Annotated in this window: 14 protein-coding genes; 7 read left to right on the top strand and 7 right to left on the bottom strand. The window is 71.5% G+C overall.

Features of this window, described 5'->3' with window-relative positions:
* Positions 1-205 precede the first annotated feature (205 nt).
* Positions 206-1,153 carry an aldo/keto reductase gene (locus tag ACH4TV_RS14415; RefSeq protein WP_398397829.1) on the top strand — a complete coding sequence of 316 codons (948 nt, stop codon included), beginning with the start codon at positions 206-208 and terminating at the stop codon, positions 1,151-1,153.
* 28 nt (positions 1,154-1,181) lie between these two features.
* Here the strand turns inward: ACH4TV_RS14415 and ACH4TV_RS14410 are convergent, their stop codons facing one another.
* The 4 genes from ACH4TV_RS14410 to ACH4TV_RS14395 form a co-directional block, all read right to left on the bottom strand.
* Entirely contained in the window at positions 1,182-2,606 is a 1,425-nt protein-coding gene (locus tag ACH4TV_RS14410; RefSeq protein WP_398397827.1) for a PrsW family intramembrane metalloprotease, read from the bottom strand.
* A 60-nt stretch (positions 2,607-2,666) separates the two neighbouring features.
* Positions 2,667-3,458: a tRNA (guanosine(46)-N7)-methyltransferase TrmB gene (trmB, locus tag ACH4TV_RS14405; RefSeq protein WP_398397825.1), complete on the bottom strand. Its 792-nt coding sequence runs from the start codon at positions 3,456-3,458 to the stop codon at positions 2,667-2,669.
* 276 nt (positions 3,459-3,734) lie between these two features.
* Positions 3,735-4,973 (bottom strand): L-2-hydroxyglutarate oxidase, encoded by a 1,239-nt coding sequence (gene lhgO, locus ACH4TV_RS14400; RefSeq protein WP_398397823.1) that lies wholly within the window; start codon positions 4,971-4,973, stop codon positions 3,735-3,737.
* Positions 4,974-5,075: 102 nt separating this feature from the next.
* Entirely contained in the window at positions 5,076-6,500 is a 1,425-nt protein-coding gene (locus tag ACH4TV_RS14395; protein WP_398397822.1) for an MFS transporter, read from the bottom strand.
* Positions 6,501-7,337: 837 nt separating this feature from the next.
* On the opposite strand from ACH4TV_RS14395, the gene ACH4TV_RS14390 reads away from it, so the two are divergent.
* Positions 7,338-9,515, top strand: a complete 2,178-nt coding sequence (locus tag ACH4TV_RS14390) for an asparagine synthase-related protein (RefSeq protein WP_398397820.1) — start codon at positions 7,338-7,340, stop codon at positions 9,513-9,515.
* 416 nt (positions 9,516-9,931) lie between these two features.
* Positions 9,932-13,429: a BTAD domain-containing putative transcriptional regulator gene (locus ACH4TV_RS14385; protein WP_398397818.1), complete on the top strand. Its 3,498-nt coding sequence runs from the start codon at positions 9,932-9,934 to the stop codon at positions 13,427-13,429.
* Here the strand turns inward: ACH4TV_RS14385 and ACH4TV_RS14380 are convergent.
* Both ACH4TV_RS14380 and ACH4TV_RS14375 read right to left on the bottom strand, forming a co-directional pair.
* Positions 13,416-15,467 (bottom strand): sigma-70 family RNA polymerase sigma factor, encoded by a 2,052-nt coding sequence (locus ACH4TV_RS14380; protein WP_398397816.1) that lies wholly within the window; start codon positions 15,465-15,467, stop codon positions 13,416-13,418. The two genes, ACH4TV_RS14385 and ACH4TV_RS14380, sit on opposite strands and share 14 nt — an antisense overlap.
* Before the next feature lie 285 nt (positions 15,468-15,752).
* Positions 15,753-16,544 (bottom strand): TetR/AcrR family transcriptional regulator, encoded by a 792-nt coding sequence (locus ACH4TV_RS14375; protein WP_398397814.1) that lies wholly within the window; start codon positions 16,542-16,544, stop codon positions 15,753-15,755.
* 379 nt (positions 16,545-16,923) lie between these two features.
* Here ACH4TV_RS14375 and ACH4TV_RS14370 point away from each other — a divergent pair, with 379 nt between their 5' ends.
* The 3 genes from ACH4TV_RS14370 (at position 16,924) to ACH4TV_RS14360 (ending at position 21,154) form a co-directional block, all read left to right on the top strand.
* Positions 16,924-18,324 (top strand): NAD(P)/FAD-dependent oxidoreductase, encoded by a 1,401-nt coding sequence (locus tag ACH4TV_RS14370; protein WP_398397812.1) that lies wholly within the window; start codon positions 16,924-16,926, stop codon positions 18,322-18,324.
* A gap of 241 nt (positions 18,325-18,565) precedes the next feature.
* Positions 18,566-20,269: a SpoIIE family protein phosphatase gene (locus ACH4TV_RS14365; RefSeq protein ID WP_398397810.1), complete on the top strand. Its 1,704-nt coding sequence runs from the start codon at positions 18,566-18,568 to the stop codon at positions 20,267-20,269.
* A 54-nt stretch (positions 20,270-20,323) separates the two neighbouring features.
* A complete protein-coding gene (locus ACH4TV_RS14360; RefSeq protein ID WP_398397808.1) occupies positions 20,324-21,154 on the top strand; it encodes a class I SAM-dependent methyltransferase in 831 nt (276 codons plus the stop codon).
* On the opposite strand, the gene ACH4TV_RS14355 is transcribed toward ACH4TV_RS14360, so the two are convergent.
* A complete protein-coding gene (locus ACH4TV_RS14355; protein ID WP_398398799.1) occupies positions 21,147-22,421 on the bottom strand; it encodes an MFS transporter in 1,275 nt (424 codons plus the stop codon). The two genes, ACH4TV_RS14360 and ACH4TV_RS14355, sit on opposite strands and share 8 nt — an antisense overlap.
* 147 nt (positions 22,422-22,568) lie before the next feature.
* Here ACH4TV_RS14355 and ACH4TV_RS14350 point away from each other — a divergent pair, with 147 nt between their 5' ends.
* A complete protein-coding gene (locus ACH4TV_RS14350) occupies positions 22,569-23,117 on the top strand; it encodes a MarR family winged helix-turn-helix transcriptional regulator (RefSeq protein WP_398397806.1) in 549 nt (182 codons plus the stop codon).
* Positions 23,118-23,668: the final 551 nt, after the last annotated feature.

Raw genomic sequence — 23,668 nt, 5'->3', positions numbered from 1 at the left:
GCATGGCTGCGGAGCATGGGGCTCAACCCGTAAGACACGTAAGACACGTAAGACATACGTCCTCTGGTCTCCGGTGGTCCTGACGCTCCCCCCCCCCGACGTCAGGGCTGCCGGTCAGGCGTTTTGAGAACCGTTTACGGGAACTTGCGGGAACTTGATGAGCCCGCCGGAATCGGCGCCTCCGTGGCGGGCGTTGACGATGAGCATGACTGCTCTTCGTAAGCTCGGATCATCGGACCTAGAGGTCTTCCCGCTCGCCCTCGGCGGCAACGTCTTCGGCTGGACCGCCGACGAGAAGCAATCCTTCGAGGTGCTCGACGCGTACGCGGCGGCCGGCGGCAACTTCCTCGACACCGCCGACTCCTACTCGGCGTGGATCGACGGCAACAAGGGCGGCGAGTCGGAGACCATCATCGGCAAGTGGCTGAAGGCGCGCGGCAACCGTTCGGACATCGTCGTCGCCACGAAGGTCAGCCAGCACCCCGACTACCAGGGCCTGTCGGCCGCCAACATCAAGGCCGCCGCCGACGCCTCGCTCCGCCGCCTCGACACCGACTACATCGACCTCTACTTCACGCACTACGACCAGCCCGAGGTGCCCGTCGAGGAGATCATCGGCGCCCTCGACGAACTGGTGACCGCGGGCAAGGTGCGGCACATCGCCGCCTCCAACATCTCGGCGGAGCGGCTCCAGGCCTCCCTGGAGTTCTCCGACCGCGCGGGCCTGGCCCGGTACGTGGCCCTCCAGCCCCACTACAACCTGGTCTCGCGCGAGACGTACGAGGGCCCGCTCCAGGACCTGGCGGCGCAGGAGGGCCTGGCGACGGTCCCGTACTTCGCGCTCGCCTCCGGCTTCCTCACGGGCAAGTACCGCCCCGGTGCGACGGTCGACGGCGCGCGTGCGGCGGCCGGCGCGGGCAAGCACGGGGAGACGGAACGCGGCCGGAAGGTCCTGGCGGCCCTGGACGCCGTCGCGGCGGCCCGGGGAACGGCGGTCGCCACGGTGGCCCTGGCCTGGCTCGCCGCCCGGCCGACGGTGACCGCCCCGATCGCGTCCGCCCGCACGGTGGACCAGCTCCCGCCGCTGGTCGCGGTCGCGGAACTGGAACTGACGGAGGCAGAGGTCGCGAGCCTGACGGCCGCTTCGGCGTGAGCGGCGCCTGAACAGGACCCGTCAGGCGTTAGGAGCGGTACGGGTTGTAGGCCGGGTACGGGTCGTAGGCGGGGCTGTTTTGGCCGTGGTGGTTGCTGTGGCCGCTGTGGCTGTTGTTGTACGAGGGGTACGGGGTCGTCGGCCCGTACGTCTGGCCGTAGCCCTGCTGCCCGTACCCCTGTTGCCCGTACGCCGACCAGGTGACCGGGGCCGGGGCCGGGACGGGTGCCGTGGCGCGGGCCGCGTGGTCCAGGGCCGGACGGGCCACCGCCCGCCGCTCCCACAACTCGCCCAGCAGCTCCTGCTCCCGGACGACGAAGTCGGCGCCCGCGCGGCCGAGGCGCCCCCGGTGGCGCAGGAACGCGAGTGAGGTGGCGTACGCCTCGTACTGCGCCACCGACCGGGCCGCGGGCCTGCCCAGGTGCCGGCGGGCGTACTCGCGGGCGAGACGGCGGGCGCGCATCGAGCCGAGGGCGTGCGGCTCGGCCGGGGCCAGCCATCCGGCCAGCGCGTACGCCGGCAACTCGGTGCGGACGGTGCGCAGTTCGCGCTGGCGGGTCCAGATGACCAGCCAGGTCAGCAGCCCGAACGCGGGCACCATGAACGCGGCGTACACCGCGATGAACCCGTACTCGCCGAAGGTCGACGAGCCGTTCCAGAAGGCGTGCATGCTCATCGCGAGCACCAGCCCGGACAGCGGCAGCAGCACACGGCGCACGTGCTGGCGCTCGCCCGACAGCGCGGCGATGCCGAACCCGATGCCGGTGAGGACCGTGAACAGCGGGTGCGCGAACGGCGACATGACGATGCGTACGAAGAAGGTCGCCGCGGTGACGGAGGCGATGCCGCTGTCTCCGGTGAGCTGGTCGGTGCCGAAGGCCGTACCGAGGTAGAGGATGTTCTCGGTGAAGGCGAACCCGGTGGCGGTGACTCCGGCGATGACGACCCCGTCGACGATGCCGGTGAAGTCGCGCCGCCGGAAGAGGAAGATCAGCAGTACGGCGGCTGCCTTGGCGGACTCCTCGACGATGGGCGCTATGACGGTGGCCCCGAGGGTGTCCGCGCTGGACGGGTCGGCGGTGGCCGTCGCGATCCATCTGGTCGCGAAGCTGTTGGCGACGATCGCTATCAGGGCCGCCGCGCAGGCGCCCCAGGCGAAGGCGAAGAGAAGATTGCGCCAGGGCCCCGGCTCGACCCGGTCCAGCCACCGGAACGCGGCGACGAGCAACGGCACCGGCAGGACGGCGAGCCCGAGCCCGACCAGGAACCCCTCGGTGCCGGTCTGTTCGCGGACGAGGGCGAGGATGACGAGCCCGGAGAGCGCGAGAAGGCTGCTCAGTGCCCCGTAGCGCACCCATTTCCGCTGCCACCAGTGAGCGTGCCGCAGCGTTCCGCCGGCGGGACCGTCGGTGGTGCCGCTGGGGTGCGTCGGGTACGGGGGAAAGGTGGCCACGGCATTGACCCTAACGAGGGAGGGACGCGGCCCGCGACGGTGCGGGATCGTGCGGGTGCTCTACCGGTGCTGTACGCGACGGAACAGCAGGTCGTTCACGACATGACCCTTCTCCAGACCCTGGCCCTCGAAACGGGTCAGCGGCCGGAACTCCGGACGTGGCGCGTAACCGCCCTCGGGCCGGGTGTTCTCGAACTCGGGGTGCGCGTCGAGCACTTCGAGCATCTGTTCGGCGTACGGCTCCCAGTCGGTGGCGCAGTGCACGAGCGCCCCGGCGCGCAGCCGCTGAGCGACAAGATCAAGGAACTCGGCCTGAATCAGCCGTCGCTTGTGGTGCCGCTTCTTGGGCCAGGGGTCGGGGAAGTAGACGCGCAGTCCGTCGAGGGAGTCGGGGGTGAGCATCTCGCGGAGCAGGATGATGGCGTCCCCGTTGGCGACGCGGATGTTGGAGAGCCCCTGCTGATCGGCGAGGTTGAGCAGGTTGCCCTGCCCGGGGGTGTGCACGTCGACGGCGAGGATGCTGGTGGTGGGGTCGTCGGCGGCCATCCGTACGGTGGCTTCCCCCATCCCGAACCCGATCTCCAGCACGACGGGCCGGTCGTTCCCGAACAACTCGCCGAGCCGGAGATCCCGCCCGTCGATGTCCAGCCCCCACTTGGCCCACAGCCGCTGCAACGCGTCGGCCTGCCCGGCGGTCACCCGGCTCCGACGGGGCTGAAAACTCCTGATCCGCCGCTCGAAGTGCGACCCGGCAGGATCGGCCTGCGGCCCCCCGGGAAACCGAGGCTCCCCCTTGGCCCTGGGGGCGGAGGTGGGGTTGGGACTGGGGGCGGAGTTCAGGAAGTCAGACACAGTGGGCCCGATTTTACCGCCCGGCACGCTCCAGCCCGTCCGGCGTCCGAGGACAAGGCCCGTCCAGCCCCAGCTTCCTACCCGCCCACCCGCCCCCACCGCTTCTCCAGCCCAGGCGGTACCTCTCAAGCGCGGCCCGGCATCTTCAGCCCGTCCGGCGTTTGAGGACGAGGCCCGTTCAGGGCCGTAGCGGGGGTCTGGGGGGGGCGCAGCCCCCAGGAAGGGATGGGACGGGTAGGGGCGGCGGGGGCGAAAAAAGCCCCGTCTCACCCCACCTCACCCCCCACCTAGCATCCCCAACGCCCGCCGAGCGATCTCCCTCCCGATCGGCAGCGAAGCGGTAGCCGCAGGCGACGGCGCGTTCAGCACATGCACCGCCCGCGCCCCCTCCCGGATCAGGAAGTCGTCCACCAGCGTCCCGTCCCGCAGCACCGCCTGCGCCCGCACCCCCGCCGCCGCCGGCACCAGATCCTCCTCCGACACCACCGGCAACAACCTCCGCACAGCCCGCGCGAACGCCCCCCGGGACACCGACCGCCGCAGCTCCCCACCCCCGTACCGCCAGTGCCGCCCAGCCATCCGCCACGTCCCCGGCCACGCCACCGTCGTCCCCAGCTCCGCCATCCGCACGGTGCCCCACCCGTACCCCTCCCGGGCCAGCGCCGGCACGGCATTGGGCCCGATGTGGACGCTCCCGTCGACCCCCCGGGTGAGATGCACCCCCAGGAACGGGAACGCCGGATCCGGCACCGGATACACCAGCCCCCGCACCAGCTCGGGCCGCGCCAGCGTGAAGTACTCGCCCCGGAACGGCACGATCCGCATCCCCGGATCGTCGCCGGTCAGTCGGGCCACCTCGTCGCAGTAGAGCCCGGCGCAGTTGACGAGCACCCGCCCCCGGACGACCTCGCCGCCCCCCGGCCCCGCCGTCCGCACGGCCACCCCGAGCTCGGGCCGCCGGTCGACCCGGACGACCTCGGCCCCGTACCGGATCTCCGCCCCCGAGGCCTCGGCCAGCTGCCGGGCGACCGCCACGTAGTCGCAGACCCCGGTCGTCCCCACGTGTATGCCGGCGAGTCCCCGCACCTCCGGCTCGTACTCACCGATCTGGGTGGGGCCGAGCTCGCGCACCGGAATGCCGTTCTCCCGGCCGCGCTGCACGAGGGCGTGCAGCCGGGGCAGCTCGTCCCGCTCCGTGGCGACGATCAGCTTGCCGGTGACGGCGTGCGCGATGCCGTACTCCGCGCAGAACTTGACCATCTCGGCGGCGCCCCGCACCGCGTACCGCGCCTTGAGCGAGCCCGGCCGGTAGTAGATCCCGCTGTGGATGACACCGCTGTTGCGGCCCGTCTGGTGCCGGGCGGGGCCCGGCTCCTTCTCCAGCACCGTCACCCGCGTGCCCGGCGCGGCGCGCGTGATCGCGTACGCCGTCGACAGACCGACGATCCCGCCGCCGATCACCAGCACGTCACAGTCGTAAGCGATCCCGTGCCGCACCTGCCGCACCTGCTGCATCACAGCTCCACCTCCCGCATTCGATAGTGCACTGCGCCACTGACAGTGCCTTCAAACGCGGGAGGCGCACGATGCCCTGAAGGGACCGGGACCGGGCCGGTCCTACGCCGGAGTCATGAGCAGCGGCCGTGCCCTCTCCCTCAGCTCCACCACGCGGGGCTCGTCGCCGTAGGGCTCCAGCCGGTGGAGCAGATCCCTCACGTACTCGGTGGTGCGCACCGAGGAGATGCGCCCCGCGACCTCCACCGCCCGCACGCCCTGCTCGCATGCCGCGTCGAGATTGCCCGACTCGAGCTCCGCGACCGCCGAGACGACCAGGCGCAGCCCGTGCGAGCGCACGAACTCCTCCGTCGGCTTCGACAGTGCCTGCTCCGTGAAACGGCGGACCTGACGCGGTGCCTTCAGGTCGCGGTAGCACTCCGCGGCGTCGGCGGCGAACCGGTCGTACCCGTAGAAGCCGAGCCAGGACGGGTCGTTGTCCCCGTCGCGGGCCCGCTCCAGCCAGCTCTCCGAGGAGCGCAGCGCCGCGCCGGCCGCGTGGGCGTCACTCGCGCGCGCGTGGGCCCGTGCCTCGATCAGCCGGAAGAAACTCATCGTGCGCGCCGTCGCGAGGCCCCGGTTGCGCTCCAGGGCGGCCTGGGCGAGGTCGACGCCCTCGTCGCCGAAGCCCCGGTAGGTCGCCTGCAACGACATCGAGGCCAGGACGTATCCCCCCAGGGGTACGTCGGCCGCCGCGCGGGCGAGGCGCAGCGCCTGGATGTAGTACCGCTGCGCGGCCTCCTGTTGGCCGGTGTCGAAGGCCATCCAGCCGGCGAGGCGCGTGAGTTCGGCACTGGCCCCGAACAGGGCGCGGCCCACCTCGTCGGAGTAGGACCCCAGCAGCAGGGGCGCCGCCTCCACTCGTAAGCACTCGGGCACCATGGACGAACGCCAGTCGCCGCCTCCGTACTTGGAGTCCCAGCGCCTCGCGTCCTCCGCGGCCTCCCGCAGTTTCTGCACATCGCTGTGGCCGACTTTGAGCGGTGCCCCGGAGCCCTCGGAGAGGTTCGCGTCGCGCGCCACCGAGCTGTCGGCCGGGGTTATCAGCCACCGTGAGGCAGGCGTTGCGTATGCGCTCACTGCGAACGATCCGGCGAGCGACTGCCAGATGCCGCCGGAGCCGGCCCGGCGGCCGGCGAGGTCGAGACGGTACAGATCGGTCGCCGAACGCACGGCCTGTCCGACGTCCCGGGGGAAGGCGAGGCCCACCTCGGGTGCGGGATCCGCGTCCGCCAGGCCTATCTCGTGGAGCGGCACCGGGCGGCCGAGCTTCTGGCCGATGGCGGCCGCGATGAGGTGCGGCGCGGCACCCTGCGGCACCATGCCCTTCGACACCCAGCGCGCCACCGACGTCTTGTCGTAGCGAAGAGTCAACCCGCGTTGAGCGCCAAGATCGTTGACGCGACGCGCGAGGCCTGCGTTGCTGATTCCCGCGAGGGCGAGAACGGCGCCGAGTTTTTCGTTCGGCCCGCGTTGCTCCCTGGACATGCGCCACCCCTCGACACAGACGGCTGCCGCGCTGGCATAACCACCCGGCATTCGTAAACCCAGCGTAGTTCGCCGCATCCCAAGCGTTAAGGGGCATTGTTCCGGATGGCGGGATTGTGGTCCGTACGGAAGTTCTGGGGATGTACGCACCGTTGCGGCGTGCCCCCGCTGTGTGGCCGTGCGCCCGCCCGTGCGCTCTTCTCCGGCCATGGCGGGAGCGCTTCCATGGATCCTGCGTGGGTCGGCCCGCTGTACTGGATCCAGTGGGCTGGGGGACACCGCCGCCTACATCCCCGCGGGCGGCGGACCGGTCCGGGAGGCGAACTCCGCCTCCCGGACTGTGCGTCGGCCGAGTGCCGCGCAGAGCCTGTACGGAGAGTGCGCGAGCCTGTCCGTGCTTCGCCAACTTGGCCGAAAACAGACCCCGTCATCCCGGGCCGATTACCCCTCCCACCACGGAAATTGAGGGCGCGTGGGGCGTCTTTGGGGAGCGTAACGGGGGCGCATTCAGGTCGCGGTCGTGCCGCCAACTCCCTGATCCGAGGGTTGCGAACTCTTCGCCGCCGCACCGGGGTTGCCCTGCGGTTCTCCCGAGTTTCCGTGGGTGAATCCGCTGATCCGTCCGCCGATGCCGTTCCCGCGCACGCGCCGAAGTCCCTTGATCCGTGCGTGCGTTCGGGGTCGCGCGGGCATGTTCTTGGGGGTGCACAGGAGTTCGCAGGGGCGCACTCCGGGGAGCGCGAGCGGCTCCGCCGTCCCTCCGAGGCGCGTCCTTCATGGCAGCATGGTGCCGAGTTCGTCCGGTGCACTGGTTGTCCACAGCCTGTGGAGGCGTCGATGCGGTGGTTGGTGGGATGGAGCAGCACCGCCGCTGTGGGCGCAGGAAACGGCTCGGCCGGCGGATACGCGGCGGGCCCCGCCGCCTACACGGCTGACGGCGTCGGCGGCGCCGGATACTCGGCGGGCGCGACCGGCCACGACGGCGAGACGGTCCACCCGGTCGGCTCCCAACTCCTCTGGGGAGACCCCGATCCGCTCTGGGCGGTCGGCGACTGGCGCCCCGACGAGGTGCGTGTCGTGCGGGCCGACGAACAGACCCGCATCGCGGTCCTGGGCACCTGCGGAGCCACCGACGAACAACTGCGGGTCGCCCTGTTCGCCGCCCGCGGAGGGGCACTTCGCCATCTGACGGCGTGGCCGGGCAGCTACACGGCCATCGTCCAGGTGGGGCGCAGGCTCATGGTCTGCGGCGATCTGGCGGGCGCGCGCCCGGTGTTCTACACCCCCTGGTCGGGCGGCACGGCCTACGCGACGGCTGCTCTCCCGCTCGCCGACCTCATCGAGGCCAACCTCGACTTCGGCCACCTCGCCGCGCTCCTCGCGGCCCCCGACGTACCGGCCGCGCTGCACGACTCGACTCCCTACGACGGCGTACGACGCATTCCGCCCGGGCATGCGCTGATCCTGCGCGCCGGGGCGCGCGAGATCGCCGGGTACGAGCCGGTCGCCTCCCTCGCGGTCGCGGCCGCCTCCGTGGACCCCGACCGGGCGGTGGACGGCGTAAGGGACGCCCTGGTGGAGGCGGTACGGGCCCGGCTGTCGGCCCCTCGGCACGTCCCCGGCGCCGATGTGGACCCCGGGCCGGTCCCGGGAATGGGCCCCGCGGAACGCCGGGCGGCGCGCGGAACACCCGTACCCGGAATAGGAGCCGACCTGTCCGGCGGCCCGGCGTCGGGCACGCTGGCGCTCCTGGCGGCGGGCCTCCCGGGTATGCCGGGGACGGTCCTCGGTCACGGCACGGGCGCGGGGGAGCGGCTCCTGGCGGTGACGTTCAACGACCTGGCGGTCGGCGGGCGCGAGGCGGAACTGGAGCGGGCGGGGACCCTGGCGGCCAACCCGCGCCTGCACCACGTAGTGGTGGCAGGCGGCGAGGACGTCCTTCCGTACGCCGACCTGGAGGGCCCGCTGACCGACGAGCCGGGCCCGTCCCTGGTGACCGCGTCCAGCCATCGCGCCCGCCTGGCCTCGGGCAGCGCGGACCACTTCACCGGCTACGGCGCCCGACAGGTACTGGACGCCCACCCCGCCCGCCTCGCCGACCTCCTCATGGACCGCAAACGACGCCACCTGGTCCGTCCGGTGGCGGCCCTCGCGAAGGCCGACGGCTCGGTGCTGGTCCCCGCGCGCGTGTACGGCGCCGCCCGCAAACTCGCTCGTACGCCCTACAAGGCCGGCATCGAGAACCTCGCCGACCGCCTCATGCAGCGCCGTTTCGACGAGCCCGGAGGTGCGGTGGGGGCCTCGCTGGCCGCGCTCACGTGGGGCAGACCCGGCCCGGCCGCGCGCTGGCTGACCGGTGAGGCGCTTGCTGAAGTATCGGTTCGCCTGCACTGGACGACGGGCCGCTCGGGAGTCGGCGTCGGCCCCGGCCAACGCCCCGGGGACTTCCGCGCGCGGGCGGCACTGGCCCGCCAGGCGGCGGACGTACGGGTCCTGGAGCAGGCCGCGGAGATCCGCTTCCAGCGCCTGCACACCCCGTTCCTGGACAACCAGGTGGTCCGCGCCTGCCGAGCACTCCCGGAGGCACTTCGCGTACGGCCCGGCGCCCGGGCGTCCATCCTCCGTACGGTCCTGGAAGGCGCCGGCGTCGCGGATCTGCCCCCCGGCTGGGGCGCACCGTCCCACGCGTCGGCAGCCGCGGCGTCGCGAACGGGCCTGCGCGTGTCGGTGGACTCCCTGATGGCCCTGTTCGACACGCCGTTGCTCGCGGAGGCGGGCCTGGTCGAGGCGAGGGTCGTCCGCAAGGCCCTCAGAGGCGCCGCGGAAGGCGAACCCCTCCCCCTGGACGGCCTGGCGGACCTGGTCTCCCTGGAGGTATGGCTACGCCGCCTCCTCTCCCGCCGAGGCACCTGCTGGACCGGCACCCCGGCCCGCCAACGAGCCGTACCCGCCGGAATCACCCCCCAACGAGGAGCCCTGGGAGCAGGCGCAGGCGCAGGCGCCCCCCGGGGGTGAGGCCGGGGCACACGCAGCGGTGTTTCCCACCCTCCCACTCGTGCCGTCCCTCCACCCCAGGCCGGGGCCGGTCCGGCGTTTGAGGACAAGGCCCGTCCGGCCCCAGCCTCTTTCCCGCCCACCCGCCCCCGCCGCTTCTTCAGCCCAGGCCCCGGTATCTCCATCGCGTCCGGCGATCCGAGGCCGACGCCGGTACAGCCCAGGTCGTGTTTCCCACCCGCCCACCCGTTTGCCGTACGTATCTGTTCAGCGTGGCCCAGGCATCCCAGCCCGTCCGGCGTTTGAGGACGAGCGCGTTCAGCGCGAAAGGGGGGTCTGGGGGCGCAGCCCCCAGGAAGGGATGGGACGGGTAAGGGCGGCGGGGGCGAAAAAGAAACCACCTGTACCCGCATCCCACCCCCGGCGACAATGAGCCCGTGCGGTACAGAATCCTGGGCGTCACCCAGGCCGAGGACGACCACGGCACCGCCGTACCCATCGGCGGCCCTCGCCTCCGCGCCCTCCTCACCGCCCTCGCCCTGCGCCCCAACCGCCCCACCACCCCCGAAACCCTGATCGACGAGGTCTGGCCGGACACCCCGCCCCACGACGCCCCCGCAGCCCTCCAGGCCCTCATAGGCCGCCTCCGCCGCACCCTGGGCAGAGACACCATCACCTCGGACCCCGGCGGCTACCGCCTCGCAGCGACCCAGGCCGACGTCGATCTCCACGTCTTCGAAACCCTCGTACGACAGGGCAGGACGGCCCTCGACCACGACGACCCCACAGCCGCCGAACACGCCCTGTCCGAGGCCCTCGCTCTGTGGCGCGGCCCCGCCTTCGCGGACCTCCCCGACCGCACCGCCGCGACCCGCCCGGAGGCCCTGCGCCGGGAGGCGACACGCGCGCGCGTGGAGGCGAACCTGCGACTCGGCCGCGCCCACGACGCCGTACCGGAACTGACGGAACTGACAGAGGCCCACCCGTACGACGAACCGCTGCACGCCCTCCTCATCCGCGCCCTGCGCGACACGGGCCGCAACGCGGACGCCCTCACCGCGTACGAGACGGCCCGCCGAACCCTGTCCGAAGGCCTGGGCACGGACCCGGGCCCGGAACTACGAACCCTGCACAAGGAGTTGCTGACACAGCCGTGGCAACCCCCGCAGCCGACCGGGGAAGCAAGGCCGACCGCCCCGGTCCCACCCCCTCAGTCAACCCCGACCCCGACCCCAACTCCCGCCCCAACTCGCCGCAGCGGCAACATTCGCCCCCGTCTGACATCTTTCGTCGGACGGGAACCCGAGATCGAGGCCATCCGTTCGGATGTGCACAGAGCCCGTCTGGTCACCCTCATCGGACCGGGCGGCTCCGGAAAGACCCGTCTCGCCGAGGAAGCCGCCGCCGGCCTCCCCCAGGCGTGGCTCGTCGAGCTCGCCCCGCTCGACCGGCCGGAGGCGGTGCCCGGCGCGGTGGTCAGCGCACTCGGTCTGCGCGAGACCGTGCTCCTGACCAACGAGCTGGCGACCTCGCAGGACGACCCGCTCGCCCTGCTCATCGAGTACTGCGCCCCGCGCAGCCAACTCCTGATCCTTGACAACTGCGAGCACGTCATCGACGCGGCGGCCGAACTCGCCGAAACCCTCCTCACCCACTGCCCCGGACTCACGATCCTCGCCACCAGCCGTGAACCTCTGGGTGTCCCCGGCGAGTCGGTGCGCCCGGTCGAGCCCCTGCTCCCCGACCCGGCCCGCCGCCTCTTCGAGGAGCGCGCGGCGGCCGTGCGCCCCGACGCGGACACCGCCCTCCGCGACACCGAGGCGGTGGCGGAGATCTGCCGCCGGCTCGACGGACTGCCCCTCGCCATCGAGCTGGCCGCCGCCCGCCTCCGTCTCCTCACCCCGCGTCAGATCGCCGACCGCCTGGACGACCGCTTCCGCCTCCTCACCTCCGGAAGCCGCACGGTGCTGCCCCGCCAGCAGACCCTGCGTGCCGTCGTCGACTGGTCCTGGGACCTGCTCGACGAACGTGAGCGCACGGTGCTGCGCGAGGTCTCCGTGTTCGCCGGCGGCTGGGACCTCACCGCCGCGGAGGCGGTGTGCACCGGCCCGGCGGCCGACCTCGTAGGGGCGCTCGTCGACAAGTCCCTGATCGTCGCGACCCTGTACGACGAAGACGAAGACGAAGACGAAGACGAAGACGAAGACGAAGACGAAGACGAAGACGAAGACGAAGACGAAGACGGAGACGGAGACGGAGACGGAAGCGAGACCGGCATCCCCGGCATGCGTTACCGCATGCTGGAGACCATCCACGAGTACGCCACCGAGCGCGCCGCCGAGGTCCCCGAACTGCGTGCCGCGGCCGAGCGACGGCACCGCGCGTGGGTGCGCGCGCTGGTGGAGGAAGCCGAGCCGCTGCTCCGGTCCGCCGAGCAACTCCCGTGGATCGCCCGCCTGGAGACGGAGCTGGACAACATCCGGGCGGCCCTCGACCGCGCGATCACGGAGGGCGAAGGGGGACAGGCCGCCGCCGTGGCCCTCGCGATGGGCTGGTTCTGGTTTCTGCGCAGCTTCCGCCGGGAGGGCACGGAATGGCTGACACGGATCCTGACCCTGAACACACCCACGCAGCCGGAGCCGGCGGCAACCACCCAGCACAGAAACCTTCATACGGACCTCGATGCGGACCACCGCACCGACCTCCGTATGAACCTCCGCATGCTCCACGTCTTCCTGACCCTCGACGCCGACCCGGCAGCCGTACCCCGCGACGAACACTGGCACCAGCATCTCGCCGAAGTCCGCGCCCACTTCGAGCGCGGCGGTCCACAAGCGGCCCGTCTTCCCGGCATCGCCTGGCCCTTGACGATCTTCACCGACGCCGACCGGCCCGGCCCCACACCGCCCGGCGCCCCCGAGAAGGGCCTCCCGGCCACCGCCGCCGCCCTCGACAAGGTGATCGCCAACTGCCGTGTCCACGGCGGCGACTGGGAGGTCGCCGTGACCCTGATGTTCCGTACGCACACGGTCGTCGACTCGCAGGGCGGCCTGCGCGGCCGGGGTGTGGACGACGACCTCGCGGAACTGCGCGTGCTCAGCCGACGGGTCGGCGACCGGTGGCTGCGGGCCCAGGTGTGCAGCGCGGCCGGCGAGGCCGCCATGTCGCGCGGCGGCTTCGAGGAGGCCAAGGGGGAGTACGAGGAGGCGCTGCGGCTCGCCCACGAGGTGGGCGCCCATGCCGAGGCACCGTTTCTCATCGCCCGGCTCGCCGAGATCGCCTACCGCGAGGGCGACCGCACCGCCGCGCTGGCCGTGCTGAACGAGGCGAGCGAGGCGGCCGACCGGTACGGGGTGGCGGACTCCCGGGCGTTCGTCCTGCTGCTGCGGGCGCAGCTGGCCCTGGACGAGCGGGACGTCGCCCGCGCGCGTGCCCTGTGTGAGCGGTCCCGCGCGGAGTGCGCGCTCGGCACCCCGCCGCCGCAGTTCATGGCGGGGCTGAACGCGATGGACGCCCTCATCACGGCCGAGGAGTGCGGGCCCGAGCACGGCGTGGTGAAACTGACCGCCACCTTGTGCGAGGCCGTGGCGCAGCGCTGCGCCGAGGTGGTCACGGCGGGGCTCGTGGACGGCGCGGCGGGGTTGCTGGCCCGCCTCGGCGACCTCCCGCGCGCGGTCCGCCTCCTCGCCGCCTCCGACAGCTGGCGGGACGGCCACCCGCGCCCGATGCCGGAGTGCGCGCAGGCCGAGAAGACGCAGACCGCGGCCCGCACCGCCCTGGGAGCGGAACGGTACGAGTTCGAACGTACGACGGGATCGGGACTCACCGTGGGCGATGTACTCGACGACCTCACCCACCTGGGCACGCCACCCACCACCGAGCCACCCACCACCCCGGTCACGGGCACCCCCGCCACCCCCGTCACCGGCACATGAACTTCGACTCCGCCCAGTCCGCGAGTGCCACCGAGTCGAACGGTGAGTGGGGTTCCACGACCAGGCGGATCGTCCTGCGCCCGGTGAGGTCCACATGGACGGGTACGGCCTCCTGGCCGCCCTGGATCAGCTCGGACCGCCACATGCGTTCCCCGTCGGCGAACACCGAGAAGCGGACCTGGCCGAGGCCCAGGGCCATGTCGTCGACGCCGACCAGTGCGTCGTAGGAGGCGCAGTCGCGGTTGAGGTCGACGGTGACGGAGGACTCACCGTGGACGGTCACCCCGTGTTCGTACTGCTTGTCCGCGATCGACACCCCCCACCGCTGCCACACCCAGCTGCTCTCGCCGAGCCGCATCTCGGGTTTGGTGCCGTCGCCGGTGATGCCGTACTCCAGCTCGTTCCACTGGAAGTCGGCCGGTGCGGGCGGCGGCGGAGGAGGCGGTGGCGGAAGCTCCGGGGTGGGAGCGGGCGTCGGGGTCGGGCTGGGCGTAGGTGTCGATTCCGGCGTCGGTGTGGGGCTCGGGGTGGGCGTCGGGGTCGGAGTCGGAGTGAGGGGCGGTGTGGGGGTGGGCGTGAGCGCCGGTGCCAGGGCCACGGGTGCCGGCCCGGGCGGAGGCGGAGTCGGCGTGGGGGCCGGTGTCGGCGCCTCCGGCTGGACCACCGGCGCGGACGGGGCGGACGGGGCCGGCTGGGCCACCGGCGTCTTCGCCGGGCTGTCGTCGCCGACCAGCGCGAGGGCGACCACCGCGGCGGCCACGGCGACGACCCCGGCCGCGATCCCCGCCTTCACCGGCGCGCCGAGCCCCTCCGAGGCCGCCGCACCGCCACCGGCCCCGCCCGACGACGAGCCGCTCGCCGCGGCCGCCGCGCCACCGACGCCCACCGCACCCGCTCCGGCACCCCCGGCGACCAGCGCGGCCACCTTGGCGTACCCGGCGGCGCCGAACCAGCCGATGACCGCGAGCGGCACGACGGCCGGGATGCCACTGGCGACTTCCTTGATCTGGCCCGCGGCCAGCCGGCACTTGGCGCACTCCTCCAGGTGCTTGCGCAGCCCCCGTTCGGCACGGCTGCGCAGCCCGCCGCGGGCGTAGGCGCCGAGCCGGTCGGCGTAGCGGGAGCACTCCTCGTCGGTGGCGAGGGTGGCGCTGACATGGGCCTGGAGGTAGGCCTGCTTGAGCCCTTCGCGGGCCCGGCTGGCGAGCACGCGCGTGCCGTTGGCGTCGAGCCCGAAGAGGGTGGCGACCTCGCTCGGCGACTCGTCCTCGACCTCGGTGTGCCACAGCACGGCCTGCCAGCGCTCGGGCAGCGACCGGAACGCCTGCATGGCCATGGACTGCTCGGCCTGGTGCATCGCACGGACGTCGGCGCCGAGGTCGAGCGTGTCGTTGTCGGAATACATCGCGGACACCGTGGACCTGGTGGACATCTCCGAGCCGCGCGCGGCCTGCGCCGCGAACACCGCGAAGTCGTCGACCAGCTGCTCGCGCTTCGCCGATGTCGTCCAGTTGGCGGCGACCCGGCGGACGGTGGTGAGCAGATAGGCGCGTACGGCGTACTCGGGGCCGGAGCCGCCGCGCACCGCCTGGAGCATGCGGGCGAAGACCTCGGCGGTGAGATCGTCGGCCGTGTGGCCGTCACGGCAGCAGGTGCGCGCGTACCGGCGTACGGCGTCGGCGTGGCGCCGGAACAGCTCCTCGTACGCCGTGTCGTCGCCCGAGCGCATCCGCCCGATCAGGTCGGTGTCGGACGGCGGCAGCTCGATGGGCGGCGGCAGCACACTGTCAGAACGGGGCGGCAGCACACCGCGTCCGCGCTGCGCCGGGACGCTGCCCTCCATCGGGTCGTCGAGGTACTCCGGGTATCCCGAACCGGTGAAAGAGCCGTCCACGGAGCTGGCCGGCGGGGTGTCCAGGTACTCCACGCCCCCTGGTCCGCCGGGTCCGCCCTGGCTCGGTACCTGCGGCGAGGTCAGTCCGCCGCCGGTCTCCGGGGCGCCGTCACCGAGTGACTCGTCCCGTCCGTCAACGCTCATCGCGGAAAGCCCCCGCCGCCCGAACAGCCGTCTGCACACCGAGTCCCGAACACCGGGTCAGAGTGCCATATTGGCTTTTGTTCAGGACCCCTCGGACGAACCAACCACTCGTCCGTGGGGACTTCCCGTAACGGGGTACTAGCGTTCACTCGAACGGGGAATGCTCAACCGGCTCTCCCTGGACGGGAGTTGACCGCCCCGCACGACATGCCGCCTGAAATGTCAGGGTTCTGATTCTGTCGTCACGCGCCCCCTTCGAGCACGAGCACACATGGACCGAAACCACTACAGCGGCCGCGACCGCAGCCCCTCCAACAGAATGTCCAGCAACCGCGAAGAGGCCGCCGCCTGCTGCGCCGCGTCCGGCAGCGAGGGCGCCGCCGTCGCGATCACCAGCAGTACGTCCGACACCGACACATCAGGCCGCAGCTCGCCCGCCTCGCGCGCCCGCTCCACGAGCCGGCCCACCACGTCGAGCAGCGCCACCGCCCCCGCGTCGTCCGCCAGAGCGGCCGCCGCGGCGTCCTCGGACACCAGTCGCAGTTCCCCGGCACCGACACCGGTCGGCTGGGTCCGCTGCTGCGGCACCCGTGCCTCGTCGGGACCGGAGCCGGCCCCGGAAAGGTCGGAGCCGTCGTCGTCCGCGACGCCGACCCGCAGTATCTGCGGCGGCAGCAGCCGTCCGGCGCCCGAGGCGACCGACGTCCGCAGGAAGCGCGACAGCGCCGACCACGGCTCGTCCTCCTGACCGAGCGCCGTACGTGCCTGGTCGGTCAGCCGGGAGGTCTCCTCCTCGGCTATCCGCCGGACCAGGACGTCCTTGCTCGGGAAGCGCCGGTACACCGTGCCGACACCCACCCGTGCGCGCCGCGCCACGTCCTCCATCGGCGCGCCGTATCCCAGCTCGCCGAAGACCTCACGCGCCGCGCGCAGTACGTGTTCCAGATTGCGCTGTGCGTCCACGCGCAGCGGCGCCGTACGCGATTGATCACCGCGTCCGTTCTCCGCCGCCGCGCTGACCGGTCCGCCTGGTGCGATGGCAGACGCGGATGACCATCGAGAATCCTGAATGTGCATGTGTTCCCCCGGTAATGACGTCTCCCCCCGGAGACTCCCCGCCATTGGCAGCCGGAGCGTGCGGAACAAGCACTGAACCACGGGCCCGTCCGTCGCGGATCGGACCCGAAAGAGCGCATCCCCCTACACCCCGTCGACGTACGAACATAGTTGAGCGGGGGTCAATTCAGAAGGGGCACGTTCCGCACGGGGTGGCGCCCGATCGGAGTACGGGTCGCATACGTCCCGGTTGCGCCCCTTCCTGTCACCCGGCTCACACCCGCTGACCTGCGGTCCTGCCCCGCACGCCGTCGATTCGGGCAAGGTTGCGGTTCCCCGCGCGCCGGTCACACAAATTGTCGGGCCTGTGGACAAACGCGAGCGCTGGGTGCGTCATGGGATGGTGAAGGAACGTGCGCGCATTCTCGTTGTCGGCGGTGGCTACGTCGGCATGTACACGGCCCTGCGTCTCCAGCGGAAGCTCCAGCAGGAGCTGAAACGGGGCCAGGTCGACATCACCGTCGTCACTCCAGACCCGTACATGACCTATCAGCCGTTCCTCCCGGAAGCGGCCGCGGGCTCCATCTCTCCACGCCATGTCGTCGTACCGCTGCGGCGTGTCCTCGACCGGTGCCGGATCGTCGTCGGCGAGGTCACGGCGATCGACCACGCCAAGCGCACCGCGACCGTCACCACCCTCGCCACCACGGAAGAGGGAACGGGCGCCGAGCAGTTGACGTACGACGAACTCGTCCTCGCCCCCGGCTCGATCTCGCGGACCCTGCCGATCCCCGGCCTCGCCGAATACGCCATCGGCTTCAAAACGGTCGAGGAGGCCATCGGCCTGCGCAACCACGTCATCGAACAGATGGACATCGCCTCCTCCACCCGCGACCCCGCGATCCGCGACGCGGCCCTGACCTTCGTCTTCGTGGGCGGCGGCTACGCCGGCGTGGAGGCGCTGGGCGAGCTGGAGGACATGGCCCGCTACGCCTCGCGGTACTACCACAACGTCCAGGCCGAGGACATGAAGTGGATCCTCGTCGAGGCCTCGGGCCGCATCCTGCCCGAGGTCGGCGAGGAAATGGGCAAGTACACGATCACCGAGCTGCGCCGCCGCAACATCGACGTACGCCTGGAGACCCGCCTCGACTCCTGCGCGGACCGGATCGCCGTCCTCAGCGACGGCGCCCGCTTCCCCACCCGTACGGTCGTGTGGACCGCCGGCGTCAAACCCCACCCGCTCCTCGCCGCCTCCGACCTGCCCCTGAACGAGCGCGGGCGCCTGAAGTGCACCGCCGAGCTGACGATCGAGGGCACCCCGCACGCGTGGGCGGCGGGAGACGCCGCCGCAGTCCCGGACGTCACCGCGGAACCCGGCAAGGAGACCGCCCCCAACGCCCAGCACGCGGTACGCCAGGCCAAGGTCCTCGGCGACAACCTCGCGCACTCCCTGCGGGGCGAACCGCTCGAAACGTACTCACACAAATACGTCGGTTCAGTAGCCTCCCTGGGACTCCACAAGGGTGTCGCACACGTCTACGGGCGCAAGCTGAAGGGCTACCCTGCCTGGTTCATGCACCGCGTCTACCACCTGAGCCGGGTGCCCACCTTCAACCGCAAGGCCCGGGTGCTCGCCGAATGGACTCTGTCGGGACTTTTCAAGAGGGAGATCGTCTCCCTTGGTTCGCTCGAACACCCCCGTGCGGAGTTCGAACTGGCGGCCGGTGGGAAGCCTCCTCAGAACCCGAACCAGAACCCGGACCAGAATCCGAATCAGGACCCGAAGGGGTCGTCCTGACCGGATCCAGGAACTCCGGCGGCCGGACCGGCGTCTGAAGGATGTCGGCCCGGCCGGCCACACTGCCAGACTGGTTCCACGGACCTTGCTCCACGACCTTGCTCCACGACCTCGGGCGAGCCACCCCTCGCCCTTCGAACCCACGAGGCTTTCCGCAAGTGCTGTATCTCCCGGGGGACACCCCCCGTACCCCCGGCCGACCCGCTGCTGGCCTGTGCCGACAAACACGAGGCAAGGATTCGTGAACTTCACGCGCTGGAGCGCCCGCCTTCCCGGAACGCAGCGCCGCGCCGCAGCGCGGACCGATCACACGATCACCCCGGACCGCCTGCCGGACCGACTCGGTGAGGGCTCCGGAACCGGATCGGGCTCCGTCCCCGCCGCCCGCGCCGAGCAGCTCACCGACGAGGCGCCCCGCATCCCCGCCGTCGACGACCTGCCCACCCGCGAGGTCCTCGACCGCATCCCCGCCCTGGTCGCCCTCGTCCACGGCCCGGACCACCGCATCGCCTACGTCAACGACGCCTACGTGGCGGCCTTCGGCGTACGCCCCGAGGGCGCACCCGCCCGCGACGCGGCCCCCGAACTCGACGTACTGGGCCTGCTGCCCCTCCTGGACCAGGTCCTGCGCAGTTCCAAGCCCCGCACGCTCAAGTCCCGCAAGGCGGCCGGCGGACGCTCGTACACGATCACGTGCACCCCGGTCGAGGTGACGGCCACTCCCGAAGGGAGTGGCGGTGTCCTCATCTTCGCCGCCGATGTCACCGACCATGCCGAGGCCGCCGAACGCCTGCGCGCCAGCGAACGCAGCCAGCGCGAGACCGCGGTCACCCTCCAGCGCTCCCTCCTCCCCCAGGAACTGGAGGAGCCGGACGACCTCCGCGTCGCCGCCCTCTACCAGCCGGGCGGCACGGAGGCGGCGGTAGGCGGCGACTGGTACGACGTCATCACCCTCGGCGGCGGCCGCACAGCCCTCGTCATCGGCGACGTCATGGGCCGAGGAGTGCGCGCGGCAGCGATCATGGGCCAGCTCCGTACGGCGGTCCGCGCGTACGCCCGGCTGGACCTCCCCCCGCACGAGGTCCTCCAGCTCCTCGACGGCCTCGCCATGGAGATCGACGCCAACCAGATCGCCACCTGCGTGTACGCCGTCCACGACCCGAACGAGGGCAAGCTGGTGTACGCCTCCGCGGGCCACCTCCCGATCCTCGTCCGCGACGAGAGCGGAGTCGTCCAGCGCGCCGACGAACCGACGGGCCCGCCGCTGGGCACCGGCGGCTGGATGCACGCCTCCGGCTCGATCGCACTGACCCCGGGCTCCACGGCGGTCCTGTACACCGACGGACTGGTGGAACGCCGTAACGAGGACCTGGACGAGGGCATCGCCGCCCTGGAGCGGGCCCTCTCGGGCGCCACGGGAAGCCCTCAGGTCGTCTGCGACCGCCTGGTCCGCTCCGCGGGCGTCACGGCGGACCACGACGACGACGTGGCGGTCCTGGTCCTCCAGCACCCGGCCCGCACCGGCGCCGACAGCGACCTGTTCCGCAACGCGGCCCTGGAGCTCCTGGGCGGCATCGAGGCGGCCCCACGCGCGCGTGCGTTCGCCTCCGGCGTCCTGACGAGCTGGCGCTTCCCCACCGAGCTGCACGACCTGGGCGTCCTGGCGGCGAGCGAACTCGTCGCGAACTCCCTCCAGCACGGCACGCCCCCGATGCGCCTGCGCCTGCGCCGCACCGACCGCCGCCTCATCGTCGAGGTGACGGACGGCGACGACCACCTCCCCCTGCGCCGCACCGCGGAACCGGGGGACGAATCGGGCCGGGGCATCGCCATCATCGCGACGATCGCCACGAGCTGGGGCTCACGACGGACACCGGGCGGCGGCAAGGCGGTGTGGTGCGAGTTCGTGCTGCCGGGCGGCAAACCCAGCCCTTCCGGCATGTGAGGGGTTCCGCGCGTCCCCTAGGCGAACCCACCTGTGCCTGCTAGTAGCACCCTCATGGCAGATCCCACAGGTTTCCCCCTAAGAGACACCGCCACGGAACACTACGACCACTACAGCGCCCCCTTGATGGCGCCTTTCGTCACCGCGGTCATCGAGGCCGCCGACCTCTTCCCGGGTGCCCAGGTGCTCGACCTGGCCTGCGGCACCGGCTTCGCCGCCCGCGCGGCCGCCGCCCAGGTCGGCCCCACGGGCCACGTGGTCGCCGCCGACCTCCACGAGGGCATGCTCAGGATCGCCGCCCGCAACGCCCCACGGATGTACCCGGACATCGAGTTCACCCTGGCTCCGGCCGACAAACTCCCGTACCCGGACGACTCCTTCGACGCGGTCGTCTGCCAGCAGGGCGCCCAGTTCTTCCCCGACCTGGAAGCGGCACTCACCGAGGCGGCCCGCGTCACCCGCCCGGGTGGCCGCTTCACGGCCACGACCTGGACCTCACCCGCGGACCGCTCCCCGTACTTCGCCGCTCAGCTGAAGGCGATCACCGAACACGGCACCGAGGAGGCGGAGGCACGCCTCGCCACATCCCTCTCCTGCCCCGCCGACCGCCTCACCGCCGCCCTGACCACCGCCGGCTTCCACGACATCACGACCCGCGAGGTCACCTTCGCCATCGCCTTCGAGGACTTCGCGGACTTCGCCGCCGGTCACCTGTCGGCCGTCCCCTGGGGCCAGTCGATCGAGGAGACGGGCGGCCCGGCCGCCTTCGCCGCAGCGGCAAAAACGATCCGCGCAACCCTGACCCCCCACACGGCCCCCGACGGCTCGGCGACCCTCCCCTTCACCGCGACCCTGACCACAGCCACCCTGCCTACTACTACGTAGTAGGCACCACGGACTCCACCGGAGCCCCACCCTGCGCGACCACCCGACTCCGCCGCACCAGAGACGGCTGATTCTGTACGGGGGTCAGCTGCCGTCCCAGCCGTACGGCGAGGACGCTGATCCCCAGCGAGAACAACAGGAACATCACGATGTACGGCCCGTGCAGCGAAGCCCCCAACGGCCCGCCCACCGCCGGCCCGACGGCCAGCGCAAGCTGCTTCACCAGGGCGAACGCCGAGTTGTACTGCCCCGCCAGCCCTTCCGGCGCCAGATCGGCCACCAGCGGCGCGACGGTCGGCGACAACATCGCCTCCCCGAGCCCGAACAGCGCGTACGTCGACACGAACGCCGCGGTCGCCATGGCCTGGCTGCCGTGCCCGAGCCCCGCGTACCCGGCCACACCCCACGCGATCGCCCACAGGATCCCGACGGCCGCGATCACCCGGGACCGCTTCTGCCGCTCGACGAACCTGAGCACCGCGAACTGCGCGACCACGATCACCGCGGTGTTCGCCGCCAGCGCCGACCCGAGCGCGGACGTCGAGATCCCGGCCGCCTCGACCCCGTACGCACTCAACCCCGACTCGAACTGCCCGTAACAGGCGAAGAAAAGAACAAACCCCAGCACACACAGCTGCACCATCGCCCGGTTCCCGAGCAACTGCTTCCAGCTGCCCTTGGCCTGAGCAGGCACACCGTCGATCTTCGTCGCACGAGGCATCCGTACGGTCGTCATGATCACGGCGAGCAGCAGGAACATCGCCGCCTCGATCGAGAACAGCAGGGTGAACGAACCCGCCCGGGTCGTGTCGACAAGATGCCCACCGATGAGCCCCCCGACGCCGAGCCCCAGGTTCTGCAGAAAGAACTGGGTGGCGAAGGCCCGCGACCGAGTCTCCGCCGACGAGAAGTCCACGATCATCGTCGCGAGCGCCGGCTGCATCACGGCCTGCCCGGCCCCCAACGCCACAGCGGCAAGGAGTACGGCGGTCGCGTCGGCGGCGAGCCCGAGGCTCAGCGCGCCGACGGCGGCGGTCACCAGGGCGACGAGCAGCACCGGCAGCGGGCCGCGCCGGACGATGGCCCGCCCGGCGAACGGCAGCACGACCAGCGCGGCCACGGCGAAGACGGCGAGCACCAGACCCGCCGTCATAGCTCCCAGTCCCCGCACCTGCGCGACATAGACGTACAGATACGGGACGGTGAAGCCGAGCCCGAACGCGCTGAGTGCGTTGCCCACGTGGATCCGGCGCATAGCTGCGCCCATCGCCCTGGTCACTTTCACCTGCCTTGATCGTGAAGTCGTACGCCTACCGAAGGGGTTAGGGCTGAAGACTTCAAAGCTAAAGTTAAGACTTGAACAGTACACCTCGAAGGACTTCGAGCCCAAGCGCCCGCATGGGATACTGCGCACATGGGTGACACCCCCGCCGTCGGCGAACCGACGCTCGACGAGCAGATCGCCGCCTACCAGCGCGAGTTCAGGGACCTGGACCCCCAGGTCGAGAAGATCGTCTCGGCCCTGGGCCGGCTGAACCGCCGCATGAACGTCGCGTACGGCCGCCAGACCGCCACCCTCGGCATCAGCAACGCCGAGTGGGAGGTCCTCAAGGAGCTGGTGCTGGCCGGTGCCCCGTACCGCATGGGCCCGAGCGACCTGGCCAAGAGACTGGGGCTGACGCCGGCCGCGATGACCCACCGGATCGACCGCATGGTCACGGAGGGCCTCGTCACCAGGGAACGCGACGAGTCCAACCGCGTGCGCGTGATCGTGGAACTGACGGACGAGGGCCGCGAGAAGTGGCTGGAGGCGATGCGCATGGCCACGGTCTTCGAGGAGGACCTTCTCCAGGACCTCTCCCAGGACGAACGCGGGCGGCTCGGCGACGTCCTCACCCGTCTCCTCCGCCGCGTGGAGCACGCCCAGCCGGACGCCGGCGGGCGTCTCAGCGACCTCGACTAAAGATCTTGACAGGGGTGGGTCGGGGATGGCAGGGGGCGCTTGACATCCCCCAACCCGGTCCGTAATGTTCTCCGGGTTGCCACGGGGCCGTAACGGTTCTGCGGCAGCACCTCCGCCGCAGCAGCGGCAACCCAAACCATCAGCACGATCTCCCAGCCGGGTTGATTTCGGTGTGCCCGAATTCAATTCGAATGGGGCTCCATGGAGTTCGATGGAGCTAGGCAGCCCGATTGGGAATCGCCGAGAGGATCCGCTAGGGTTTGAGACGTCGGAACGGCCCAACAGCCGGGAAGGCAAGCCCCACTGACTGGGAATCAGGCCCGAAAGGATCTGGTAGAGTCGGAGCCGCCGGAAAGGGAAACGCGAAAGCGAAAACCTGGAAAGCACCGAGGAAATCGGATCGGAAAACGGTCTGGTAGAGTCGGAAACGCAAGACAGCAAGACCGAAGGGAAACTGCCCGGAGGAAAGCCTGAGAGATTGTCTCGGGTGAGTACGAAGGAAGCGTCCGTTCCTTGAGAACTCAACAGCGTGCCAAAAATCAACGCCAAGT

Origin of the sequence: Streptomyces sp. NPDC020898 (assembly GCF_044333925.1) — a bacterium.
Classification (GTDB): Bacteria; Actinomycetota; Actinomycetes; order Streptomycetales; family Streptomycetaceae; genus Streptomyces.
The sequence above is the reverse complement of the archived record's forward strand: the minus strand, read 5'-3'. Positions and strand labels throughout refer to the sequence as shown.